General features: G+C 71.2%; 16 protein-coding genes. 11 read left to right on the top strand and 5 right to left on the bottom strand.

The window, feature by feature from the left end:
* Positions 1–114: 114 nt before the first annotated feature.
* The 3 genes from adhE to ACFY1J_RS10390 form a co-directional block, all read right to left on the bottom strand.
* A complete protein-coding gene (gene adhE / locus ACFY1J_RS10400; RefSeq protein WP_390731034.1) occupies positions 115–2,802 on the bottom strand; it encodes a bifunctional acetaldehyde-CoA/alcohol dehydrogenase in 2,688 nt (895 codons plus the stop codon).
* Positions 2,803–2,983: 181 nt separating this feature from the next.
* Complete coding sequence (locus ACFY1J_RS10395) at positions 2,984–3,385, bottom strand: hypothetical protein (RefSeq protein ID WP_390706206.1); 402 nt, start codon at positions 3,383–3,385, stop codon at positions 2,984–2,986.
* A 98-nt stretch (positions 3,386–3,483) separates the two neighbouring features.
* Positions 3,484–4,188 (bottom strand): response regulator, encoded by a 705-nt coding sequence (locus tag ACFY1J_RS10390; protein WP_390706207.1) that lies wholly within the window; start codon positions 4,186–4,188, stop codon positions 3,484–3,486.
* A gap of 212 nt (positions 4,189–4,400) precedes the next feature.
* Here ACFY1J_RS10390 and pflB point away from each other — a divergent pair, with 212 nt between their 5' ends.
* From pflB to ACFY1J_RS10345, 9 genes are all read left to right on the top strand, one after another.
* On the top strand, positions 4,401–6,659 hold the full coding sequence (gene pflB / locus ACFY1J_RS10385) for a formate C-acetyltransferase (RefSeq protein ID WP_390731033.1): 2,259 nt from the start codon (positions 4,401–4,403) through the stop codon (positions 6,657–6,659).
* Complete coding sequence (gene pflA, locus ACFY1J_RS10380; RefSeq protein ID WP_390706209.1) at positions 6,656–7,393, top strand: pyruvate formate-lyase-activating protein; 738 nt, start codon at positions 6,656–6,658, stop codon at positions 7,391–7,393. Before pflB ends, pflA begins: the two co-directional genes overlap by 4 nt.
* A gap of 175 nt (positions 7,394–7,568) precedes the next feature.
* On the top strand, positions 7,569–8,474 hold the full coding sequence (locus tag ACFY1J_RS10375; protein ID WP_390706210.1) for a universal stress protein: 906 nt from the start codon (positions 7,569–7,571) through the stop codon (positions 8,472–8,474).
* A gap of 24 nt (positions 8,475–8,498) precedes the next feature.
* Positions 8,499–9,521 carry an alcohol dehydrogenase AdhP gene (gene adhP, locus ACFY1J_RS10370; RefSeq protein WP_363297762.1) on the top strand — a complete coding sequence of 341 codons (1,023 nt, stop codon included), beginning with the start codon at positions 8,499–8,501 and terminating at the stop codon, positions 9,519–9,521.
* Positions 9,518–10,399 (top strand): universal stress protein, encoded by an 882-nt coding sequence (locus ACFY1J_RS10365; protein WP_390706211.1) that lies wholly within the window; start codon positions 9,518–9,520, stop codon positions 10,397–10,399. The genes adhP and ACFY1J_RS10365 overlap by 4 nt, the downstream gene beginning before the upstream one ends.
* A gap of 69 nt (positions 10,400–10,468) precedes the next feature.
* Positions 10,469–11,482 (top strand): type I glyceraldehyde-3-phosphate dehydrogenase, encoded by a 1,014-nt coding sequence (gene gap, locus ACFY1J_RS10360; protein ID WP_390706212.1) that lies wholly within the window; start codon positions 10,469–10,471, stop codon positions 11,480–11,482.
* Positions 11,483–11,605: 123 nt separating this feature from the next.
* Positions 11,606–14,302, top strand: coding sequence for a GNAT family N-acetyltransferase (locus ACFY1J_RS10355; protein ID WP_390731032.1), 2,697 nt, complete (start codon positions 11,606–11,608; stop codon positions 14,300–14,302).
* Between the two features lie 13 nt (positions 14,303–14,315).
* The gene (locus ACFY1J_RS10350) at positions 14,316–15,044 is read left to right on the top strand and encodes a CBS domain-containing protein (RefSeq protein WP_390731031.1); all 729 of its coding nucleotides are present in this window, start codon (positions 14,316–14,318) and stop codon (positions 15,042–15,044) included.
* A gap of 16 nt (positions 15,045–15,060) precedes the next feature.
* On the top strand, positions 15,061–15,558 hold the full coding sequence (locus tag ACFY1J_RS10345) for a flavodoxin domain-containing protein (protein ID WP_390706215.1): 498 nt from the start codon (positions 15,061–15,063) through the stop codon (positions 15,556–15,558).
* A 52-nt stretch (positions 15,559–15,610) separates the two neighbouring features.
* Here the strand turns inward: ACFY1J_RS10345 and ppdK are convergent, their stop codons facing one another.
* A complete protein-coding gene (gene ppdK / locus ACFY1J_RS10340) occupies positions 15,611–18,298 on the bottom strand; it encodes a pyruvate, phosphate dikinase (RefSeq protein WP_390731030.1) in 2,688 nt (895 codons plus the stop codon).
* Between the two features lie 167 nt (positions 18,299–18,465).
* Positions 18,466–19,131: a CBS domain-containing protein gene (locus ACFY1J_RS10335; protein ID WP_390706217.1), complete on the bottom strand. Its 666-nt coding sequence runs from the start codon at positions 19,129–19,131 to the stop codon at positions 18,466–18,468.
* 588 nt (positions 19,132–19,719) lie between these two features.
* Between ACFY1J_RS10335 and ACFY1J_RS10330 the strand changes: the two genes are divergently transcribed.
* A complete protein-coding gene (locus ACFY1J_RS10330) occupies positions 19,720–19,929 on the top strand; it encodes a hypothetical protein (RefSeq protein ID WP_390706218.1) in 210 nt (69 codons plus the stop codon).
* Between the two features lie 167 nt (positions 19,930–20,096).
* Positions 20,097–20,972, top strand: coding sequence for a universal stress protein (locus ACFY1J_RS10325; protein WP_390706219.1), 876 nt, complete (start codon positions 20,097–20,099; stop codon positions 20,970–20,972).
* The last annotated feature ends 4 nt before the right edge of the window (positions 20,973–20,976 follow it).

Raw genomic sequence — 20,976 nt, 5'->3', positions numbered from 1 at the left:
GCACGCATGGCCGGCCTCTCCGCGTTCGGCCCCGTCATCCCACTTCTACCGTCCTTCCGCCGAGCCCGCGCGCCGTGCGCGGGCCCGGCCGTCCATCACGGCAGGTGGATCCCCTCAGGCCGGGGTCTTGCGGCCCCGGCCCGTGTCCGGCCGGTTCCGTACGGCGCCGTAGTACGCGGTGCGCATGATGTCCTGCATGTCGTCGAGCATCGGCATCCGCGGGTTGGCGGGTGCGCACTGGTCCTCGTACGCGTTCAGGGCCTGCTGGGGCAGGGCGTCGAGGAAGGCGCGTTCGTCGATGCCGAGGGCCTGGAACGACGGCTCGATGCCCACGGCGTCGCGGAGCCGTTCCACCGCGGCGGCCAGCGACTCCACCCCCTCCTGCGGGGTGCCGGCGGGCAGCCCGAGGGTGCGGGCGATGTCCTGGAAGCGTTCGGGGGCGCGGTAGCTCTCGTACTTGGGCCAGCCGGTGAGCTTCGTGGGGACCGTGCCGTTGTAGCGGATGACGTGCGGCAGGAGGACCGCGTTGGTGCGGCCGTGCGCGATGTGGAAGCTGGCGCCGAGGGTGTGCGACATGGCGTGGACGATGCCGAGGAAGGCATTGCCGAAGGCCATGCCGGCGATGGTGCCGGCGTTGTGCATCTTCTCCCGCGCGTCGGGGCGGCCCGTGCGGTTGTTCACCGCCGCTTCGATGTTCTCGAAGACGAGCCGGATCGCGTGCAGGGCCAAGCCGTCGGTGAAGTCGTTCGCGTACACGGACACATACGTCTCGATGGCGTGGGTGAGCGCGTCGAACCCGCTGTCGGCGGCCAGCGCGGGTGGCAGCTCCGTGGTGAGCAGCGGGTCGACGATGGCGACGCTGGGCGTCAGCGCGTAGTCGGCCAGCGGGTACTTCTTGCCGGTGGCCGGGTCGGAGATCACCGCGAAGGGGGTGACCTCGGCGCCGGTGCCCGACGTGGTGGGGATGCAGACCAGGCGGGCCCGGGCGCCCAGCACCGGGAAGCGGAAGGCGCGCTTGCGGATGTCGGAGAACTTCTGCCGCATGTCGGCGAAGTCGATGTCCGGGTGCTCGTACAGCAGCCACATCACCTTGGCGGCGTCCATCGGCGAGCCGCCGCCCAGCGCGATGATCGTGTCCGGGCGGAAGTCGTGCATCAGGCGGGCGCCCTGCCGGACGGATTCGATGCTCGGCTCCGGTTCCACGTTGTCGATGACCTGGAGCGTCGTCGGCTCGTGGCGCCGCTGCAGGACGCGGGTGACGCGGTCGACGAAGCCGAGGCGGGTCATGGTGGCGTCCGTGACGATCGTGACGCGGTGCACGTCCGGCATGGAGGCCAGATAGCGAATGGACTGCGGCTCGAAATAGATCTTCGGGGGCACCTTGAACCACTGCAGATTGTTGCGGCGCGCGCCGACCCGCTTGATGTTCAGCAGCTGGGCGGCGGAGACGTTGTTGGACACCGAGGTGTGGCCCCATGAGCCACAGCCGAGGGTGAGCGACGGCAGCAGGTTGTTGTAGATGCCGCCTATGGCGCCCTGCGAGGACGGGGAGTTGACGATGATCCGTACGGTCTTCAGCCGCTTGCCGTAGGCCTCGGCGATCGTCCGGTCCTCCGTGTGGATGACGGCGCTGTGGCCCTGCCCGTGGAAGGCGACCATGTCGGCGGCGAGGTCGAAGCCCTGCGCCTGCGAGCCCGCGCGCAGCACGGCGAGCACCGGGCAGAGCTTCTCGCGGGTCAACGGCTCGTCCGGACCGACGTGTTCGGCCTGGACGAGGATCAGCGAGGTGTCGGCGGGCACGGTGAAGCCGGCCTGTTCGGCGATCCACACCGGGCTCTGCCCGACGGCCGCGGCGTTGACCTTGGGTTCGCACCCCGAGTTCGCGGCCTGGCCGGGGAACAGGAACGCCTCCAGCTTCGCCTTCTCCTCGGCGGTCGCCAGATGGGCGTGCAGGGTGCGGAACTCGGCCAGTGCCGCGTCGTAGATCTCCTCGTCCAGGATGACGGCCTGTTCGGAGGCGCAGATCATGCCGTTGTCGAAGGACTTCGACAGCACCAGGTCATTGACGGCCCGGCGCAGCTTCGCGCTCTGGTGCACATAGGCGGGGACGTTGCCCGCGCCGACGCCGAGAGCCGGCTTGCCCGCCGAGTAGGCGGCCCGGACCATGGCGTTGCCGCCGGTGGCGAGGATCAGGGAGACACCGGGGTGGTGCATCAGGACGCTGGTCGCTTCCACCGACGGGGTCTCGATCCACTGGATGCAGTGCTCCGGCGCGCCGGCGGCGATGGCCGCGTCCCGTACGATCCGCGCCGCCTCGGTGCTGCACCGCTGGGCCGAGGGGTGGAAGGCGAAGACGACCGGGTTGCGTGTCTTCAGCGCCATCAGGGCCTTGAAGACGGTGGTGGAGGTCGGGTTGGTGACCGGCGTGATCGCGCAGACCACGCCGACGGGTTCGGCCACCTCGGTCATGTCCTCGATGTCGTCACGGGCGATCACACCGACGGTCTTCATGGGCGCGATGCTGTGCGTGACGTGCTCGCACGCGAACATGTTCTTGGCCGCCTTGTCCTCGAAGACGCCGCGCCCCGTCTCCTCGACCGCGAGGCGGGCCAGTGCCGTGTGCTGGTCCAGGGCTGCGACCGAGGCCTTCTTGACGATGTGGTCGATCTGCTCCTGCGTGAAGGCCTCGTAGTCGGCCAGCGCCTTGAGTCCCTGTGTGACCAACTGGTCCACGGCGATGGTGATGTCGGACGGTGCCCCGGCGGTGGCCGTGGCCTCGATTCCGGCGTCGTGACGGGTCATTGGGATACGCCTCCGTTGACGAGAGCCGGCAGGGTCGGCCGGCAGTGCATACGGGAGCGGCACCGAGAACCGGTGTCGCTCGTACTCTCCACCTTCGTCCGGCCGGGCCCGCCGCTCCCAGATGCCGATGGTCCCTGTCGGGGGCTGACCGGCACGGCGGGCCACGGCCGTTGGGGTGCCCCTACTGGTGCGATCCGTCGTCGGCCCGGCCGCCGCGCCACGGCGGCGGGGCGGCCGACCTGCGCGCCCCCTCCTTGCGGTGCAGGAACCGATTCACCTGGCCGCGCAGCCGGTCCGCCAACGAGTCCGCCAGTTCATGTGCCGTCGCCTCCCGGGCGTGCACGACGACGAGGGTGTTCCCCACCACGAGCTCCGCCCCGGCGAACCAGGGCTGCTCGGCGTGGTGCGCCACCGCCTTGACGACCCTCAGGGCGCCGCGGACGGCCGGCACCCCGGGGCGGCCGAGAACCGTGTCGACCTTGGCCCGCAGATACGCGAGTTCTTCCTCGCCCACCTCGCCTTCCGTGCGCACCCGCAGGTCGGCGGTGGTGCTGACGTGAGTGCCGGTGTCCTTGGCAGTCATGGGATCCGCTCCTTGAGATCGTTGGGCAGATCCAGACTTCTGCGAGCACCCTCTGCGGTACAGGGCTGTCAGGCCCTAGGGGTGGGGCCATCGGGCCTTCACCGCTGAGGCGGACGGTCCTGGGAGTCCCGTTGTTCCAGGTGCGAGGCGAGGACCGCGGCTTGGACGCGACGCTGTACGCCCAGCTTGGCCAGCATCCGTGAGATGTGGTTCTTGACCGTCTTCTCCGACAGATAGAGCTTCCTGCCGATCTCGCGGTTGGTCAGGCCCTCGCCGATCAGGGCGAGGATCTCCCGCTCGCGCGGCGACAGGCTCGCCAGCTCGGCCGGCACCTCCGGAGTGCCCACGGGGTCGGTGCGCAGTGACCGCATCAGGCGGGCCGTGGTCGCGGGGTCCAGCATCGACTGGCCCGAGGCGACGGTGCGCACCGCCGAGATGAGATCGGAGCCCTTGATCTGCTTGAGGACATAGCCCGAGGCGCCGGCCATGATCGCGTCCAGCAGCGCGTCCTCGTCATCGAACGAGGTCAGCATCAGACACGTGAGGTCCGGCATCTGGCTGCGCAGCTCCCGGCAGACCGTGATGCCGTCGCCGTCGGGGAGACGGACGTCGAGGACGGCGACGTGCGGCCGCAGGGCGGGGCCTCGGGCGAGTGCCTGCTCGACGGTGCCGGCGTCACCGACGACCGAGATGTCGGGCTCGGCGTCGAGCAGGTCGGTCAGGCCGCGCCGTACGACCTCGTGGTCGTCGACCAGGAACACGCGGACCGGGTCCTGCTCCGTGAAAGTGCGTGTCTGCGTCATGACGACCCCTTGTTCCCCGGACGAAGAACGACAAACCGTCGGCCTCCATGACGATCATCGCCTGCCCGGTCCCTGTGTACCGGTCCATATGTACCAGAGCCGATGGGCCCACCGGCGCACCCGGATGTGTCCCTGTCGGCACTCCCCGTGATCGTCACGAGCGACAAGGATCCGAAGTACAAGGAAGCGCCTAGGCGAGGAGAGAACCGACGATGACCGCAACCATGCCAGTCGGGAACCGCACGACGGACGCCTGGCGCGGCTTCACGGGCACCCACTGGCGCGAGGGGATCGACGTACGCGACTTCGTACAGGCCAACTACACCCCGTACGAGGGCGACGCCCGCTTCCTGAGCGGTCCGACCGAACGCACGCGCGCCGTCTGGGCCAAGGTGAGCGCACTCTTCCCGGAGGAACGGCGCAGGGGCATCCTCGACGTCGACACCGCCACCCCGTCGACCATCACCTCGCACGCGCCCGGCTACATCGACCGGGAGCGCGAGCTGATCGTCGGCCTGCAGACGGACGCACCCCTGAAGCGGGCGATCATGCCCACTGGTGGGCTGCGGATGGTGGAGAACGGCCTCAAGGCGTACGGCTACGAGCCCGACCCCTTCGTGACCAAGGTCTTCGGCACCTACCGCAAGACCCACAACGACGGCGTCTTCGACGCCTACACACCGGAGATGCGCGCCGCCCGCAAGGCCGCCGTCATCACCGGCCTCCCGGACGCCTACGGACGCGGCCGGATCATCGGCGACTACCGGCGTGTGGCGCTCTACGGCACCGACCGGCTGATCGCGGCCAAGCAGGCCGAAAAGGCCCGGCTGGACGGCGAGCCGTCGACCGAGCACATCATCCGCGACCGTGAGGAACTCGCCGAACAGATCAAGGCGCTGGGCGAGCTGACCCGCATGGCGGCGACATACGGCTGCGACGTGTCCCGCCCCGCCACCACCGCGCACGAGGCCGTCCAGTGGCTGTACCTCGCGTACCTGGCCGCGGTGAAGGAGCAGAACGGCGCCGCCATGTCGCTGGGCCGCACCTCGACCTTCCTGGACGTCTTCCTCCAGCGGGACCTGGACGACGGGACCATCGACGAGACGCGTGCCCAGGAACTGGTCGACGACTTCGTCATCAAGCTGCGGATCGTGCGCTTCCTGCGCACCCCCGAGTACGACGCCCTGTTCTCCGGCGACCCCACCTGGGTGACCGAGTCCATCGGCGGCATCGGCACGGACGGCCGTCCGCTGGTCACCCGCACCTCGTTCCGCTTCCTGCAGACCCTGTACAACCTGGGGCCCGCACCCGAGCCGAACCTGACCGTGCTGTGGTCGCCCCGGCTCCCGTCCGGGTTCAAGAGGTTCTGCGGTCAGGTCTCGGTCGACACCAGCGCCGTCCAGTACGAGTCCGACGAGCTGATGCGCCCGTGCACCGGCGACGACACCGCGATCGCCTGCTGTGTCTCGGCCATGGCGGTGGGCCGGCAGATGCAGTTCTTCGGGGCGCGGGTCAACCTCGCCAAGGCACTGCTGTACGCGATCAACGGCGGCCGGGACGAGATGACCGGCGAACAGATCGCCCCCGCGGCGCCCGCGCTGACGGGTGAGTACCTGGACTACGAGGAACTGGCCGCGGCGTACGACCGGATGCTCGACTGGCTGGCACGGACGTACGTCAACGCCCTCAACGTCATCCACTACATGCACGACAAGTACGCCTACGAGCGCCTTGAGATGGCCCTCCACGACTACCCCGTGCACCGCTTCATGGCCTGTGGCATCGCCGGTCTGTCCGTCGCCGCCGACAGCCTCTCCGCCGTCAAGTACGCGCGCGTGAAGGTCGTCCGGGACGCCACCGGACTGGCGGTGGACTACGAGGTCGAGGGCGACTACCCGGCGTACGGGAACAACGACGACCGCGCCGACACGCTCGCCGTCGACCTGGTCGATTCGTTCATGGCGAAGGTGCGCAAGCACCCCACCTACCGCAACGCCGAACACACCCAGTCGGTCCTCACCATCACCTCCAACGTCGTCTACGGCAAGCACACCGGCAACACCCCCGACGGGCGGCGCGCCGGTCAGCCCTTCGCACCCGGCGCCAACCCGATGAACGGCCGCGACCGGCACGGAGTGGCCGCATCCGCGCTCTCGGTCGCCAAGCTGCCGTACGAGCACGCCCGGGACGGCATCTCGCTGACCACCACCATCACCCCGGAGGGACTGGGCCACCGGCCGGAGGAACGCGCCGGGAACCTGGTCGGCATCCTCGACGCCTACACGGCGGCCGGCGGCTTCCACATGAACGTGAACGTCCTGGACCGCGCCAAGCTCGAGGACGCCATGGAACACCCGGAGAACTACCCGGACCTGACCATCCGCGTCTCCGGATACGCCGTGAACTTCGTCCGCCTGACCCGAGAGCAGCAGCTCGACGTGATCAGCCGCACCTTCCACGGATCGCTGTGAACACGACGACGAAAGGCCGGATCCACTCCTGGGACCTGTCCACCGGCGTGGACGGTCCCGGGACCCGGTTCGTCCTCTTCTTCAGCGGCTGCCCGCTGCGCTGCCTGTACTGCGCCAACCCGGACACCTGGCACATGCGCGACGGCAGGGAGGTCACGGTCGACGAGGTGATGGCCGAGATCGAGAAGTACCGGCCCTTCGTCACCACGGCCGGCGGCGGAGTGACCCTCACCGGCGGCGAACCGCTCCTCCAGTCGGCCTTCGCCGCGACGGTGCTCCGGCGCTGCAAGGAGGCCGGACTGCACACCGCCCTCGACACCTCCGGCTTCCTCGGCGCCCGAGCCACCGACGAACTCCTCGCGGACGTCGACCTGGTCCTGCTGGACATCAAGTCCTTCGACGTCAACACATACCGAAAGCTGACCGGAGGTGAACTCTCACCCACCCTGAACTTCGCCACCCGCCTCGACCGGCTCGGCATCCCGATGTGGATCCGCTACGTCCTGGTCGCCGGCTGGACCGACGCACCGGAACCCATCGACGGCCTGGCCCACTTCGTCGCCGGGCTCCCCGCCGTCCAGCGCGTCGACATCCTCCCGTTCCACAAACTCGGCGCCGCGAAGTACGACTCGCTCGGCATTCCCTTCCCCCTCAAGGACGCCCCCCGGCCGTCCGCCGAACTCATCGAGCGGGTGCGAGAGCAGTTCCGCGCTCAGGGGCTGGCGGCCCACTGACCTGCCGCGGCCTGCGGAGTTCGACAACAGTCCTTGGACACAGGGACGTTCAGCCCAACAGCCACCGACCTTCGGCATCCGGTGCAGCTCCTCGCGGAACGCCAGAGTGAGGTGTGTCAGGCAACAGCCGAACACGACTCCGGAATCGGATCCCTCGCGCCAGAAGGTGGAGATCATGCCCCGCACCGTCACCGTAGGTCTCGACGGCTCGCCCGAAAGCCGTGCCGCGGCCGAATGGGCAGCCCGGGAAGCCAAGTTGCTCGATCTTCCGCTGAAGATCGTCCATGTCTGGGAGCCGGTCCCCGAGCCCATGGCACAGGCCCCGCTGCTCGGGTCCGAGACCCACCAGCACTGGACCGAACGCATTCCTCGCGAGTCGGCCGACGGTCTGCGCCTGCGCCACCCCGGCGTCGAGGTCACCAGCGAGCAGCTCTCCGGCAGCCCCGGCGAGGCGTTGTCCGAGGCGGCGAAGACCGCCGAACTGCTCGTCCTCGGCTCGCGACGCCTAGGCGGCATCGGCGGCTTCATGATCGGCTCCGTCGGACTGAGCGTCGTCGCCCACGCCGAGCGGCCCGTCGTACTGGTCAGAGCGGCGGAACAGGCCGCCGACGAGCACGAGATGGACCCGGCGGGCATCCCGTCCGCCGCGACACCCTTCCGGCCCGTGGTCCTGGGCCTCGACACCGACCACCCCGACGAGACACTGATCCGGTTCGCCTTCGACGCCGCCGTACGCCGTGGCACGTCCCTGCGCGTCGTGCACGCCTGGTACCCGCCGCCGTACTACGCGTACGGCACACCGGCCAATCCCGCCCTCAACGAGGCGCTGGCCCTGAACGACGCCCAGACCCTGACCGTGGCGCTGCGCCCCTGGCGGCAGAAGTACCCGGACGTCGAGGTCACCGAGGAGTCCCGGTACGGCAGCCCCGCCGTGCACCTCGTCGAGGCCTCGCAGGCGGCCTCGCTGGTGGTCGTGGGCCGGCGGATCCGCCGCAGCCCCCTCGGCGCGCACATCGGCCACGTCACGCACGCCGTCCTGCACCACTCCACCGCCCCCGTCGCCGTCGTGGCCCACGGCTGACCCACTTGCTGAGGAGCAGACGTCATGAAGGCAGCGGTTGTACGGGCCTTTGGTGAGCCCCTGGTGATCGAGGAGCGTCCGGACCCGGAGCCGGGTGCCGGTCAGGTGCGGGTCCGGGTGGAGGCCTCCGGGCTGTGCCACACCGACATCCACGCGGCGCACGGTGACTGGCCGGTCCGGCCGAACCCGCCGTTCGTGCCCGGGCACGAGGGTGTGGGTGTGGTGGAGGCGCTCGGTGAGGGCGTCACGCACCTGAGCGTGGGGGACCGGGTGGCGGTCCCCTGGCTGGGGTGGGCGTGCGGGCGGTGCGAGCACTGCCTGTCCGGCTGGGAGACGCTGTGCGAGCGGCAGGTCAACACCGGGTACGGCTGTGACGGTGGGTATGCGGAGAAGATGCTGGCCTGGGCGGACTTCGCGCAGCCGGTGCCGCCGGGCATCAGCGCGGTGGAGGCGGCCCCGCTGACCTGTGCCGGGGTGACCACCTACAAGGCGCTCAAGGTCGCGCAGGTGCGGCCGGCGCAGTTGGTGGCCGTCTCCGGGATCGGCGGGCTGGGGCATCTGGCGGTGCAGTACGCGAAGATCGCCGGCGCGCAGGTGGCCGCGATCGACGTCACCGACGACAAGCTGGAGCTCGCCGCCGAGCTGGGCGCGGACCTGGTCATCGACGCCCGCACGGACGACGTGGGCAAGGTGCTCAAGCGGTACGGCGGCGCGCATGCGGCACTCGCGCTGGCCGTGAACGATGCCGCGTTCGAGGCGGTCAACGCGGGCCTGCGGCGCGGCGGGCGGCTGGTGATGGTGGCGCTGCCCGCGCACGGCACGGTGCGCGTCCCGATCTTCGACACGGTGCTGAACGGGACGTCCGTGATCGGTTCGATCGTGGGCACCCGGCAGGACCTGGCCGAGGTGTTCCAGCTGCACGCGGCCGGGCGGACACGGGTGATCTGCGAGACCCGTCCGCTGTCCTCGGTCAACGAATCCATCGACGAGGTGCTGCGCGGGCAGGTCAAGGCACGGATCGTGTTCGATCTCGGGGCGGGGCGGTGAGCGCGGTGGACCTGCCACTGGTCGTAGGGGTCGACGGGTCGGAGCCCAGTCTGCGGGCGGTGGACTGGGCGGCCGACGAGGCCGCACTGCGCGGGGTGCCGCTGCGGCTGGTGTACGCCTCGCTGTGGGAGCGCTACGAGGGCACCTCGCTGGCGCAGGATGTGGGCAGGCCGTCCGAGCAGGTGATGGCCGAGGACATCGTGGCCGCGGCCGCCCGCCGCGCGGCGCTGCGCCAGACCGGCGTGAAGATCTCCACAGACGTCCTGCCCGAAGAACCCGAATACGCACTCGTACGCGAGAGCCGTAACGCGTCCGCGCTGGTGATGGGCACCCGGGGCCGCAGCGGCATGGTCGAGATGCTGCTCGGTTCGGTCAGCCTGACCGTGGCCGCATACGCCCACTGCCCGGTCATCGTGCTCCGCGGCAGCCACGACAATCAGGCCCGCTCCGCAACGCACGGCCGGATCGCGGTGGGCGTCGGCGACAAGGCGGCCGACTCCGCGGCGGTGCGCTTCGCCCTGCGGGAGGCCGAACTGCGCGGCGTCGAGCTGGAAGCCGTACGCGCCTGGCGGTGCCCGGCGCACGAGACGACCGACCACCCGCTGCTGGCCGGAGAACCCGCCCGACTGCACGAGGAACGGGCTGTGGAAACGCTGGAGGAGGCGCTGCGGGACGCGCCGGAGCACGTACGACTGCGCCCGCACGCCGTCGAGGGCCACCCCCGCCGCGTCCTGCTGGCCGCCTCCCACGGTGCCGACCTGCTGGTCGTCGGCGCTCGGCGCCACCCGGACCACCTCGGGCTGCAACTCGGCCGCGTGGCCCACGGAGTCCTGCATCACGCGGCCTGCCCCGTCGTCGTCGTACCCGAGCAGCCCTGACCGACGCCGAGGTCACCGACCGGAGCCGGAACCCCTGAACACCCCTGACGCCGAAAGGAACCCACCACCATGACCGTACGCGTCGGCATCAACGGATTCGGCCGCATCGGCCGCACCTACCTGCGCGCGGCACTCGACCGCGCGGAAGCTGGCACCCAGGACGTCGAGGTCGTCGCGATCAACGACATCACCTCGCCCGCCACCCTCGCCCACCTGCTTGAGTACGACTCCACGTTCGGGCACATCGGACGCGACGTCGCGCACGACGACAGCTCGATCACCGTCGACGGCCGGCGCATCGCCGTCACCGCCGAGCGCGACCCGGCCGCCCTGCACTGGTCCGACTACGGCGCCGGCATCGTGATCGAGTCCACCGGACGCTTCCGCGACCGCGACTCCGCCGCCCTGCACCTCAAGGGCGGAGCCCACACCGTGCTGCTGTCGGCGCCGGGCAAGGACGTGGACGCCACCATCGTCATGGGCGTCAACGACGCCAACTACGACCGCCACCGCGACCGGATCGTCTCCGCCGCCTCCTGCACCACCAACTGCGTCGCCCCCATGGTCAAGGTCCTCGACGACGCCTTCGGCATCGAACGCGGCGTGATGACCACGATCCACGGCTACACCAACGACCAGTCCCTCCTCGACGGCCCGCACAAGGACCTGCGCCGGGCGCGCTCGGCTGCCCTGAGCATCATCCCGACCAGCACGGGCGCCGCACGCGCCGTGGGCCTGGTGGTGCCGGAACTGGCCGGGGCGCTGGACGGGATCGCGGTCCGTGTGCCCGTCGAGGACGGCTCACTGACCGACCTCGCGGTGGTGCTGAACCGCGAGGCGACCGTGGACGAGATCAACGCCGCGTTCGACGCGGCCGCCGAGGGCACGCTCAACGGCATCCTGCGCGTCTCGAAGGCCCCGATCGTCTCCCGCGACGTCATCGGCGACCCCTCGTCCTGCGTCTTCGACCCGGCCCTGACCCAGGCCAACGGAACCCTGGCCAAGATCTTCGGCTGGTACGACAACGAGTGGGGCTACACCAACCGACTCCTCGACCTCACGGCCCTCGTGGCCGACGAGTGACCGGCTCCGGGGCGGAGCACACATCAGGGCCGATCGGCCCCCCTCCGCCCCGGACAGCCCATGGGATCACATGCCACCCCGCCGGATGCTCGAAGTGGCAACCGGTTTTGGAGGAGACCCGCGATGAGGGACCACCTGCTCGACCGACCGCCCGCCCACGCACTGCTCGCGGACGGGACCACCGTGTGCATCCGGCCTGTCACGCCCGGAGACCACGACCAGTTGGAAGGGCTCTACGAGGAGATGTCCCCGGAGAACCTCCGTCTGAGGTTCTTCGTACCGAGCCGCCGGTCGGCCGCCATGGCCGCCGACCGGGCCTGCGCCCCCGCTCGTCCCGGCTACCGGGCCCTGCTGGCCGAGGCGAAGGAACAGGTGCTCGGCCTCGCCGAATACGACACCGGCGGGCAGGAGGGCGGCCCGGCGGAGATCTCCATCGCGGTCGCCGACGGACTGCACCACCGCGGAGTGGGAACCCTGCTCGTCGAACACCTGGTCTCCGCGGCCCGCGCCGACGGCATCACCACCTTCACGGCCGACGCGCTGAGCGAGAACAACAAGGTGCTCCGGCTCTTCGCCGACCTCGGCCTGCGCACCGTCCGCCGCTACGAGGGACCGGAAGTGCGCTGCACCATCCACCTCGACGAGGACGACACCTACCTCTCCGCGGTCGAGGCCCGCGGCCGCTCGGCCGACGTGGCCAGCCTCGAACCGCTGCTGCGCCCCGACGTGGTCGCCGTCGTCGGCGCCGGACGCAGGCCCGGCTCGGTGGGCCGGGCGATCCTGCACCATCTGCACTCCGGCGGCTTCACGCGCCGTCTGTTCGCCGTGAATCCGAGCATGTCGTCGGTACTCGGCGTGCAGTGCTACCCGTCCATCAGTGCCCTGCCCAAGACCCCGGACCTCGTGGTCGTGGCGGTGCCGGCCGCGGCGGTCCCGGCCACTGCCGAGGAGTGCGGCGCAGCGGGCGTGCGCGCGCTCGTCGTCGTCACGGCGGGACTCGACCACGCCCAGGCGCAGGCACTGCTGGCCGCCTGCCGCAGCTACGGCATGCGCCTGGTCGGCCCCAACTGCCTGGGCATCTCCAACATGGACCCCGAGCTGCGTCTCGACGCGACGTTCGCGGCCGATCATCCGCGGCCCGGCACCGCGGGCGTCGCCGTGCAGTCCGGCGGGGTCGGCATCGCCCTGCTGGACGGGCTGTCCCGGCTCGGCATCGGCGTGTCGTCCTTCGTCTCGCTCGGCGACAAGTACGACGTCAGCGGCAACGATCTGCTCCAGTGGTGGGAGAGCGACTGCCGCACCGACCTCGCCCTGCTGCATCTGGAGTCCTTCGGCAACCCGCGGGCCTTCTCCCGCACCGCCCGCCGGGTCACCCGCCGCATGCCGGTGCTGACCGTGGACGCCGGCCGGTCGGTGGCCGGACGGCGCGCCGCCGCCTCGCACACCGCTGCCGCCGCCACCCCCACCATGACCCGTGGGGCCCTGTTCACCCAGGCCGGCATCACCGCCACCCGCTCGATCGGTGAACTCCTGGAGACAGCGGCCCTGTTGCACTCCCAGCCGCTGCCCGAGGGGACCCGTGTCGCCATCGTCACCAACGCGGGCGGAGCCGGAGTGCTGGCCGCCGACGCCTGTGCGGAGGCGGGCCTCGCCCTGCCGTCGTTCACGCCCGCGATGACCGACGAACTGCTCGGCGTACTGCCCGAGGGGTCGGCCGTCGGCAACCCCGTCGACGCCACCGCCTCCGTCACCGAGGAACAGCTCACGGGGTGCCTGGACCGGCTCATGCGGTACCCGGGCATCGACGCCGTGCTGGTCGCCCTCGTCCCCACGGCAGTCGCCGTCGCCACGGGTGACGATCTGGTGCGGGCCGTCACCGAGGCACCCGCACGCCGGGCGAAGCCGGTGGCCGTCGTACGCCTGGAGCAGGACCTGCCGGTCCGGCTGCTCACCGCCGCCGGCGGGGGCACCGTCCCCGCCTACGCCGAACCGCAGGCCGCGGCACGCGCGTTGGCCCACGCGGCGCATCGCGCGGCCTGGCTCGCCCGCCCCGCGGGCACCGTACCGACGCTCGACGACGTCGACTCCGAGCGGGCGCGCGCGATCGTCGACGCCGACCTGGCCGAGCACCCGGACGGTGGCTGGCTCGACCCGAACGTCTGCGCCGACCTCCTGGCCTGCTACGGAATCCCGCAGATCCCGTGGGCGTGGGCCGAGACCGAGGACGAGGCCGTCCGCGCCGCGGAGCGGCTGCACGGCGCCGACGGGCGGGTCGTGATGAAGGCTCACTGGCCGGGCCTGGTCCACAAGAGCGAGCAGCACGCCGTCCATCTGGATCTGCGGGGCGAGTTCCAGGTCCGGGCCGCGTTCCGGGACCTGCAGACGCGCTTCGCCGGCCTGCTGACCGGGGTGGTCGTGCAGCCCCTCGCCGACCGCGGCACCGAGCTGTTCGCCGGTGTCGTCCAGGACCAGGTCTTCGGCCCGCTCGTCCTGTTCGGCCTCGGAGGCACGGCCACCGAGGTGCTGGCCGACCACGCGGCCCGGCTCGCCCCGCTCACCGACCACGACGTGCACGACCTGATCACATCCCCGCGCTGCGCACCCCTGCTGTTCGGCTCGGCCGGCCACCGGCCGATCGACCTGGACGACCTGGAGCAGGTGCTCCTGCGGCTGTCCCGGATGGCTGCGGACCTGCCGCAGCTCGCCGAGGCCGACTTCAACCCGGTCCTGGCGACACCGGGCGGGGTCACCGTCCTCGACGCGCGCGTGCGACTGCTGCCCCGTGGACCCCAGGACCCCTATCTGCGCCGACTCCGCTGAGGAGGTAAGGGACATGAAGCACGACAAGGTCGGCTCCGTGATGACGACGGACGTCGTCCACGCCGAGTACGCCACCCCGTTCAAGGAGGTCGTGCGACTCATCGCGGACCACCGGATCAGCGGACTGCCGGTCGTCGACGAGGACGACAAGGTCATCGGCGTCATCTCCGAGACGGACCTCGTGGTGCGGCAGGCGGCCACACCCGGCCCTTACGAACCGACGCGCCGCGCAGGGCTCGCACGGCTGACCCGCGGTGCCCGCAGGCGGGCCGCCAAGGCGAAGGCCCGTACGGCCGGACGGCTGATGTCGAGGCCGCCCGTCACGGTGCACGCCGACGCCACCATCGCGGAAGCGGCCCGGACCATGGCCGAGCGGCATGTGGAACGGCTCCCCGTCCTCGACGAGGAGGACCGCCTGGTCGGCATCGTCACCCGGCGCGACCTGCTCCAGGTGTTCCTTCGCCCGGACCGGGAGATCCGCGACGAGGTGATCGACGACATCCTGGGACGCATCCTGTGGCTGCCGGCCCGCAGCGTCGACGTCTCGGTGACGCAGGGCGTCGTCACACTCACCGGCCACATGGAACACAAGTCCGCCACGGAGATCGCCGTCTCCATGACCCGCCAGATCGACGGCGTGGTCGACGTGGTCGACAAGCTGACCTACCACCTGGACGACGCGCGCATACGCGCGGAACAGGCCCTGCACGGCGCAGCCGACGACTGGCTGCGCGGACCGTGAAAGGAGGCGTGCCGCCATGACCGGCACCGTGTTGGTCACCTACGGAACGACGAACGGATCGACGGCGAGGATCGCCGAGACCATCGAGGACGTCCTGCGCAAGGCCGGCCTGACGACCGAGGTCCTTCCGGCCCGGTCCGTGGCGAGTGTGGAGCCGTACGACGCGGTCGTGGTCGGCGGCGGGCTGTACGCCGGCCGCTGGCAGAAGGACGCCCGCCGGTTCGTCCGCCGGCACCGCCGCGCACTCGCCGAGCGGCCCGTGTGGTTCTTCAGCAGCGGCCCGCTCGACGCCTCCGCCTCCGAGCGGGACATCCCGCCCGTGCCCGGAGTGCGCCGCGCGATGACGCGGTTGGGCGTCCGGGAACACATCACCTTCGGCGGCTGCCTCGAAGACGGCGCGAAGGGGCGGATGGCCGGGATGATCCTTCGCTCCGGAAAGGGGGGTGACTTCCGGGACTTCGCCGCGATCGAGGCGTGGGCGGCGCGTGTCGCCGACGAACTCGGCCGCGCCTGATCTCGGTCCGTGTCCTCGCCGTCATGTCGTGCCGCACGACATGACGGCGCGGTCACCGGCTGTCGCTGCCGCCGGTCTTTGGCAGCGCGGCCCGGCCCGCCTCCAGACGGGCGACCGGTACACGGAACGGCGAGCAGGAGACGTAGTCCAGTCCCGCGGTGTGGAAGAAGCGCACCGAGTCGGGGTCGCCGCCGTGCTCGCCGCACACGCCGATCTTCAGGCCGGGGCGGGCGGCCCGGCCCTCGTCGGCGGCCATGCGGACCAGTCGGCCCACGCCGTCGCGGTCGATCGTCTCGAAGGGGGAGGCGGCGAAGACGCCCTTGTCGAGATAGGCGGAGAAGAACGCCGCCTCGACGTCGTCGCGGGAGAAGCCCCAGGTGGTCTGGGTCAGATCGTTCGTGCCGAAGGAGAAGAACTCCGCCTCCTCGGCGATCCGGCCCGCGGTCAGCGCGGCCCGCGGCAGCTCGATCATGGTGCCGATCGGGCATGCGACGGGCACGCCGGACTCCTCGGCGACCTCGGCCAGCACCCGCTCCACCTCGGCGCGGGCGAGCCGGAGTTCCTCGACGGCCCCGACCAGAGGCACCATGATCTCCGCACGTGGCGAGCCGCCGGCCCGGGTGCGTTCCACGACCGCCTCGGCGATCGCCCGTACCTGCATGGCGACCAGACCGGGAACCACCAGACCCAGGCGCACCCCGCGCAGGCCGAGCATCGGGTTGTCCTCGTGCATACGGTTCACCGCGTCCAGCAACTCCCTGTCGTGCACGTCCGGTTGATCGCCACGGGCCTCGGCGGCGGCGATACGGACGGCGAGTTCGGTGCGGTCGGGCAGGAACTCGTGCAGGGGCGGGTCCAGCAGCCGGATGGTGACCGGCAGCCCGTCCATCGCCGCCAGGATGCCGATGAAGTCCTGCCGCTGAAGGGGCAGAAGAGCCGCAAGCGCCCGCTCGCGCCCGGCGTCGTCGCGCGCGAGGATCATCTCCTCCACCAGCTTGCGCCGCTCGCCGAGGAACATGTGCTCGGTACGGCACAGCCCGATGCCCTGCGCGCCGAACCGGCGGGCGCGTGCCGCGTCCTCGGGGGTGTCGGCATTGGCCCGAACCTCCAGGCGCCGTACCGCGTCGGCCTGTTCCAGAGCGCGGGCGACCGCCGCGACCACGCCGTCCGACAGCTCGCCGGTCTCCAGATACCGCATCGCGGCGGAGGAGACCAGCGCGACGGCACCCGGGTACACCGCACCGGCGGAGCCGTCCACCGAGATGACCGTGCCCTCCTCGACGACCGTGCCGTCACGGGTGGTGAAGCGCCGTGCCCCGGTGTCCACGGCGAGTTCCTCCGCACCGCACACACAGACCTTGCCCATGCCACGGGCGACGACGGCCGCGTGACTGGTCTTGCCGCCGCGGCTGGTCAGCACGGCCTGCGCGGCGACCATGCCGGGCAGGTCGTCGGGGGTCGTCTCCTGGCGTACGAGAACCACCTGCTCGCCGTCGGCCGCGCGCCGTACGGCCTCCGCGGAGTCGAAGACCGCCGCGCCGACCGCCGCGCCCGGAGAGGCGGGGATGCCGTGGGCGAGGGCCGTGCCGGTCGCGGCGGCGTCGAAGCGGGGAAACATCAGCCGCGCGAGCCCCTCGCCGCCTACCCGGTCGAGTGCCTCGTCCTGGGTGATGAGACCTTCCTCGACCAGTTCGGCCGCGATCGCGAACGAGGCCTCGGCGGTGCGCTTGCCGACCCGGGTCTGCAGCATCCACAGCCGGCCGCGCTCGATCGTGAACTCGATGTCGCACAGGTCCCGGTAGTGCCGCTCCAGGGTCCGCATATGGTCGCGCAGCTGCAGATACGCGCGCGGGTCGAGCCGCTCCAGCTCGGCCAGTGTCACGGTGTTGCGGATGCCGGCGACCACGTCCTCGCCCTGGGCGTCGGGCAGATAGTCGCCGTACAGGCCGGGGCGCCCGGTGGCCGGGTCGCGCGTGAAGGCGACGCCGCTGCCCGAGTCCGTGCCCAGGTTGCCGAACACCATGCGCTGCACGGTGACCGCGGTGCCCAGGTCGTCGGGGATGTGCTCACGCCGCCGGTAGAGCCGGGCGCGCTCGCCGTTCCAGGAGCGGAACACCGCGAGGATCGCCAGGCGCAGCTGTTCGGCGGGGGACTGGGGGAAGTCCCGCCCCGTCTCCGCACGGACCAGGCGCTGGTACGCCTCCACGAGCCAGGCGAGGTCGCTCGCGTCCAGATGGACGTCGTCCGGGGCGTCGCGGGCTTCCTTGAGCCGCGTGATGGCCTCTTCGAACAGGGCCGCGTCGACACCCATCACGGTGCTGCCGAACATCTGGACGAGACGCCGGTAGGAGTCCCAGGCGAAACGATCACTGCCCGACGCCTTGGCCAGGCCCAGGACGGAGTCGTCGGTCAGGCCGATGTCCAGGACCGTCTCCATCATGCCGGGCATGGAGAAGCGCGCGCCGGAGCGCACGGACAGCAACAGCGGATCGTCCCGCTGCCCCAGCGACCGCCCGGCGGCGGCCTCCAGGGCGGACAGATGGCGGGACACCTCGTCCGCCATGCCCTCCGGCTCGACGCCGCTGGCCAGGAAGGCCTGGCAGGCCTCGGTGGTCACGGTGAAGCCAGGCGGTACCGGGAGCCCCAGCCGGGTCATCTCGGCGAGGTTCGCGCCCTTGCCGCCGAGCAGGTCGGCCATGTCACGGCCGCCCTCGGCGAAGTCGTACACGTATCGGACCATGACACCGGTCTCCTCCGTCCGACTGTAGGCTCCGAGCACCTCGGCGTCGAACGGTCGACAGGGCACGGGCGGCACCCGCCCCACCCGTCGACGCCCGCCAGATCCTCGATGCCCGGTCGAGACGCCGCCGGACCAGGTCCGAGTCCGTCACTCGTCGACGTATGTCATCACTGCGGGTCACTTCGCGCGGACGCCGGAACGAGGTGGCAGCGGACGTCGACGACGCCCTCCACGGCACGCGCCAGCCGCTCGGCCACGCCGACCAGGGCGGTGCCGTCGACCCACCCCGTCAGGGTCACGACACCCTCGCTGACCTCGACCTGGATGTGATCGGCGGACAGGGGGAACAGGCGCTCGACGACCTCCTGGCGCACCTCTTCGGTGAGTTCCTCGTCGCTGCGCAGGAACACCTTGAGCAGGTCGGCGCGGCTGACCACGCCTTCGAGCATGCCGATGTCGTTGATGACGGGCAGCCGCTTGACCTTGCGCTGGGCCATGATGCGCGCCGCCTCCGCCAGCGTGGCGTCGGCGTGCACGGTCACGGCCGGTGCGCTCATCAGCTCCTCGGCGGTCAGCCCGCCGGCCTTGGCCAGGTCGGCCAGCCGTTGCCGCTGGGTGAACCGGTCCGGGTCGCTGTCCCGGAACTCCTCCTTGGGGAGCAGATCGGCCTCGGACACGACGCCGATCACCCGGCCCTCGCCCTCCAGCACGGGAAGGGCACTGACCTTCCACTGCTCCATCAGCTCGACGACGTCCTTGAACGCGGCGTCGCGGCCGACGGCGACGACGGTGTGCGTCATCACATCGCTCACGGTGCGCGGGCTGTCGTACATGGTGTCCTCCTCGGAGGGTCGGGCGGGGTCGACAACTCCTCGACGCTCGCGTCGTCTTCGCGGATCGCAGACCGGGCGGTCCGGGCCGGAACGGCGGTCGTACGACGGCCTGTCGTTCCCCTCCGGAATGCCGTCCGCCCCCTGATCCCAGGGTCTGCCGGGCGGGGCCCGGGCACCACGGGCCGCTCGGGCACGGCAACGGGCCGTTCGGCCCCGTGGGGGCACGGTCCGGGCATGACAGGGCGGGAAGGACTCACCCGCTTCTCGCGGATCCTGATAGCGCGGTGCGCGACCGCCGCCGGCCGCTTCCCCGCGTCTGTGTCGGGTCCTTCCCGCCACCTCCAGCACACCACGGAAACGACCGCGCCACCAGGGCCGAACGGTCCCCACCTCAAAGATCAAGGCTGGGCGTCATGAGTCCTGTGCTGCTCCTTTCCCTGCGGGCCGCGTGACTCACAGGGCCGTACGGCCCTGCGCGGCAAGGACGTCCCGGGCCCCGGTCCGGGACCGCTCGGCTCATGTGGCCCGCGCGTCAACGGAGTTGGCTGTGAGTGAGGGAAACGACCCCGATGAGGGAGGGCGAGGACAGTGGGCACGAGCCTCACACCGGAGTTCTGGGAGCGCTTTTCGGTACTGCTGGTCATGGCGGTGGGCATGACGGCGATCCTCACCGCGGTGTTCACCACGGCGTTCGACGCGCTCACCGTCCGTCTGCGCGGCCGCCGCCCGCACGGCACGACGCCGCGGGCACCGCACCGGCCGGAACAGAACGACCACCGGATGTCCGCGCACTGCTGAGCGGCGTCCGGGCGGCGACCGTGCGCCCCGCACGGAAGGGCGCGGGCATGGGCCGAATGTCCCAGGCAAGGGCCGGCCTGCCCCTCGTCATGGCCGACACCAGGTGCAACCGTGGAATCGGACCCCTGCTGCACGACGTGGCAGTCCGACGAAAGGCGGTGGGGACGATGACGTTTCCCCTGGTCGTAGGCGTCGACGGATCGGACGGAAGCCTGCTGGCGGTCGACTGGGCGGTGGACGAGGCCGCCCGTCGCGACGCGCCGCTGCGGCTGGTCTACGCCTCCCGCTGGGAGCGCTACGAGACGGGCACGCCGTCGGACAACCTGGAACGTACCTCCGGGCGCGTGCTGGCCGAACACATCGTCGCCTCGGCGGCGGAGCGGGCCGCGCGGCGCAACCCGGAGGTGAAGGCCACCACCGACATCCTCCCCGACGACGCGGTGGACGCCCTGCTGCACGAGGGCAACAACGCCTCCGTCCTGGTGACCGGATCGCGCGGCCGCGGCGAACTGAAGGGGCTGCTCCTCGGCTCGGTCAGCCTGGCCGTGGCGGCCCGTGCGCAGTGCCCGGTGATCGTGGTCCGGGGCGACAAGGCGGGCCTGGCCGGCAGCCACGAGCGGATCCTGCTCGGCGCGGGGGACCCCGCCACCGGCGCGGAGGCCGTGCGGTTCGCCTTCCGCGAGGCCGAGGCACGCGGATGCACCCTGGACGTCGTCCGCGCCTGGCGCTGCCCCGCACACGAGAGCGCCGACCATGCCGCGCTCGCCGAGGAACCCGCCAGGCACCACGAGAAGCGGGCCTCGGCCCTGCTGGACGCGCTGCTGCACGACACGATGGCCGACCACCCGAACGTCAGAGTGCGCAGTGTGACGGTCGAGGGACCCGCTCACCGGGTCCTGGTGAACCGCTCGGCCGCCGCCGACCTCGTGATCGTGGGCGCCGAACGCAGGCACGGCCGTGTCGGTCTCCAGATCGGCCGGGTGGGCCACGCCCTGCTGCACCACGCGGGCTGCCCGGTGGCGATCGTGCCCCAGACGCTGTGAGGCG

Source organism: Streptomyces sp. NPDC001406 (assembly GCF_042895285.1).
Taxonomy (GTDB): domain Bacteria; phylum Actinomycetota; class Actinomycetes; order Streptomycetales; family Streptomycetaceae; genus Streptomyces.
Note: the sequence above shows the minus strand (reverse complement) of the source record. Positions and strands in the feature narration are given on the sequence as shown.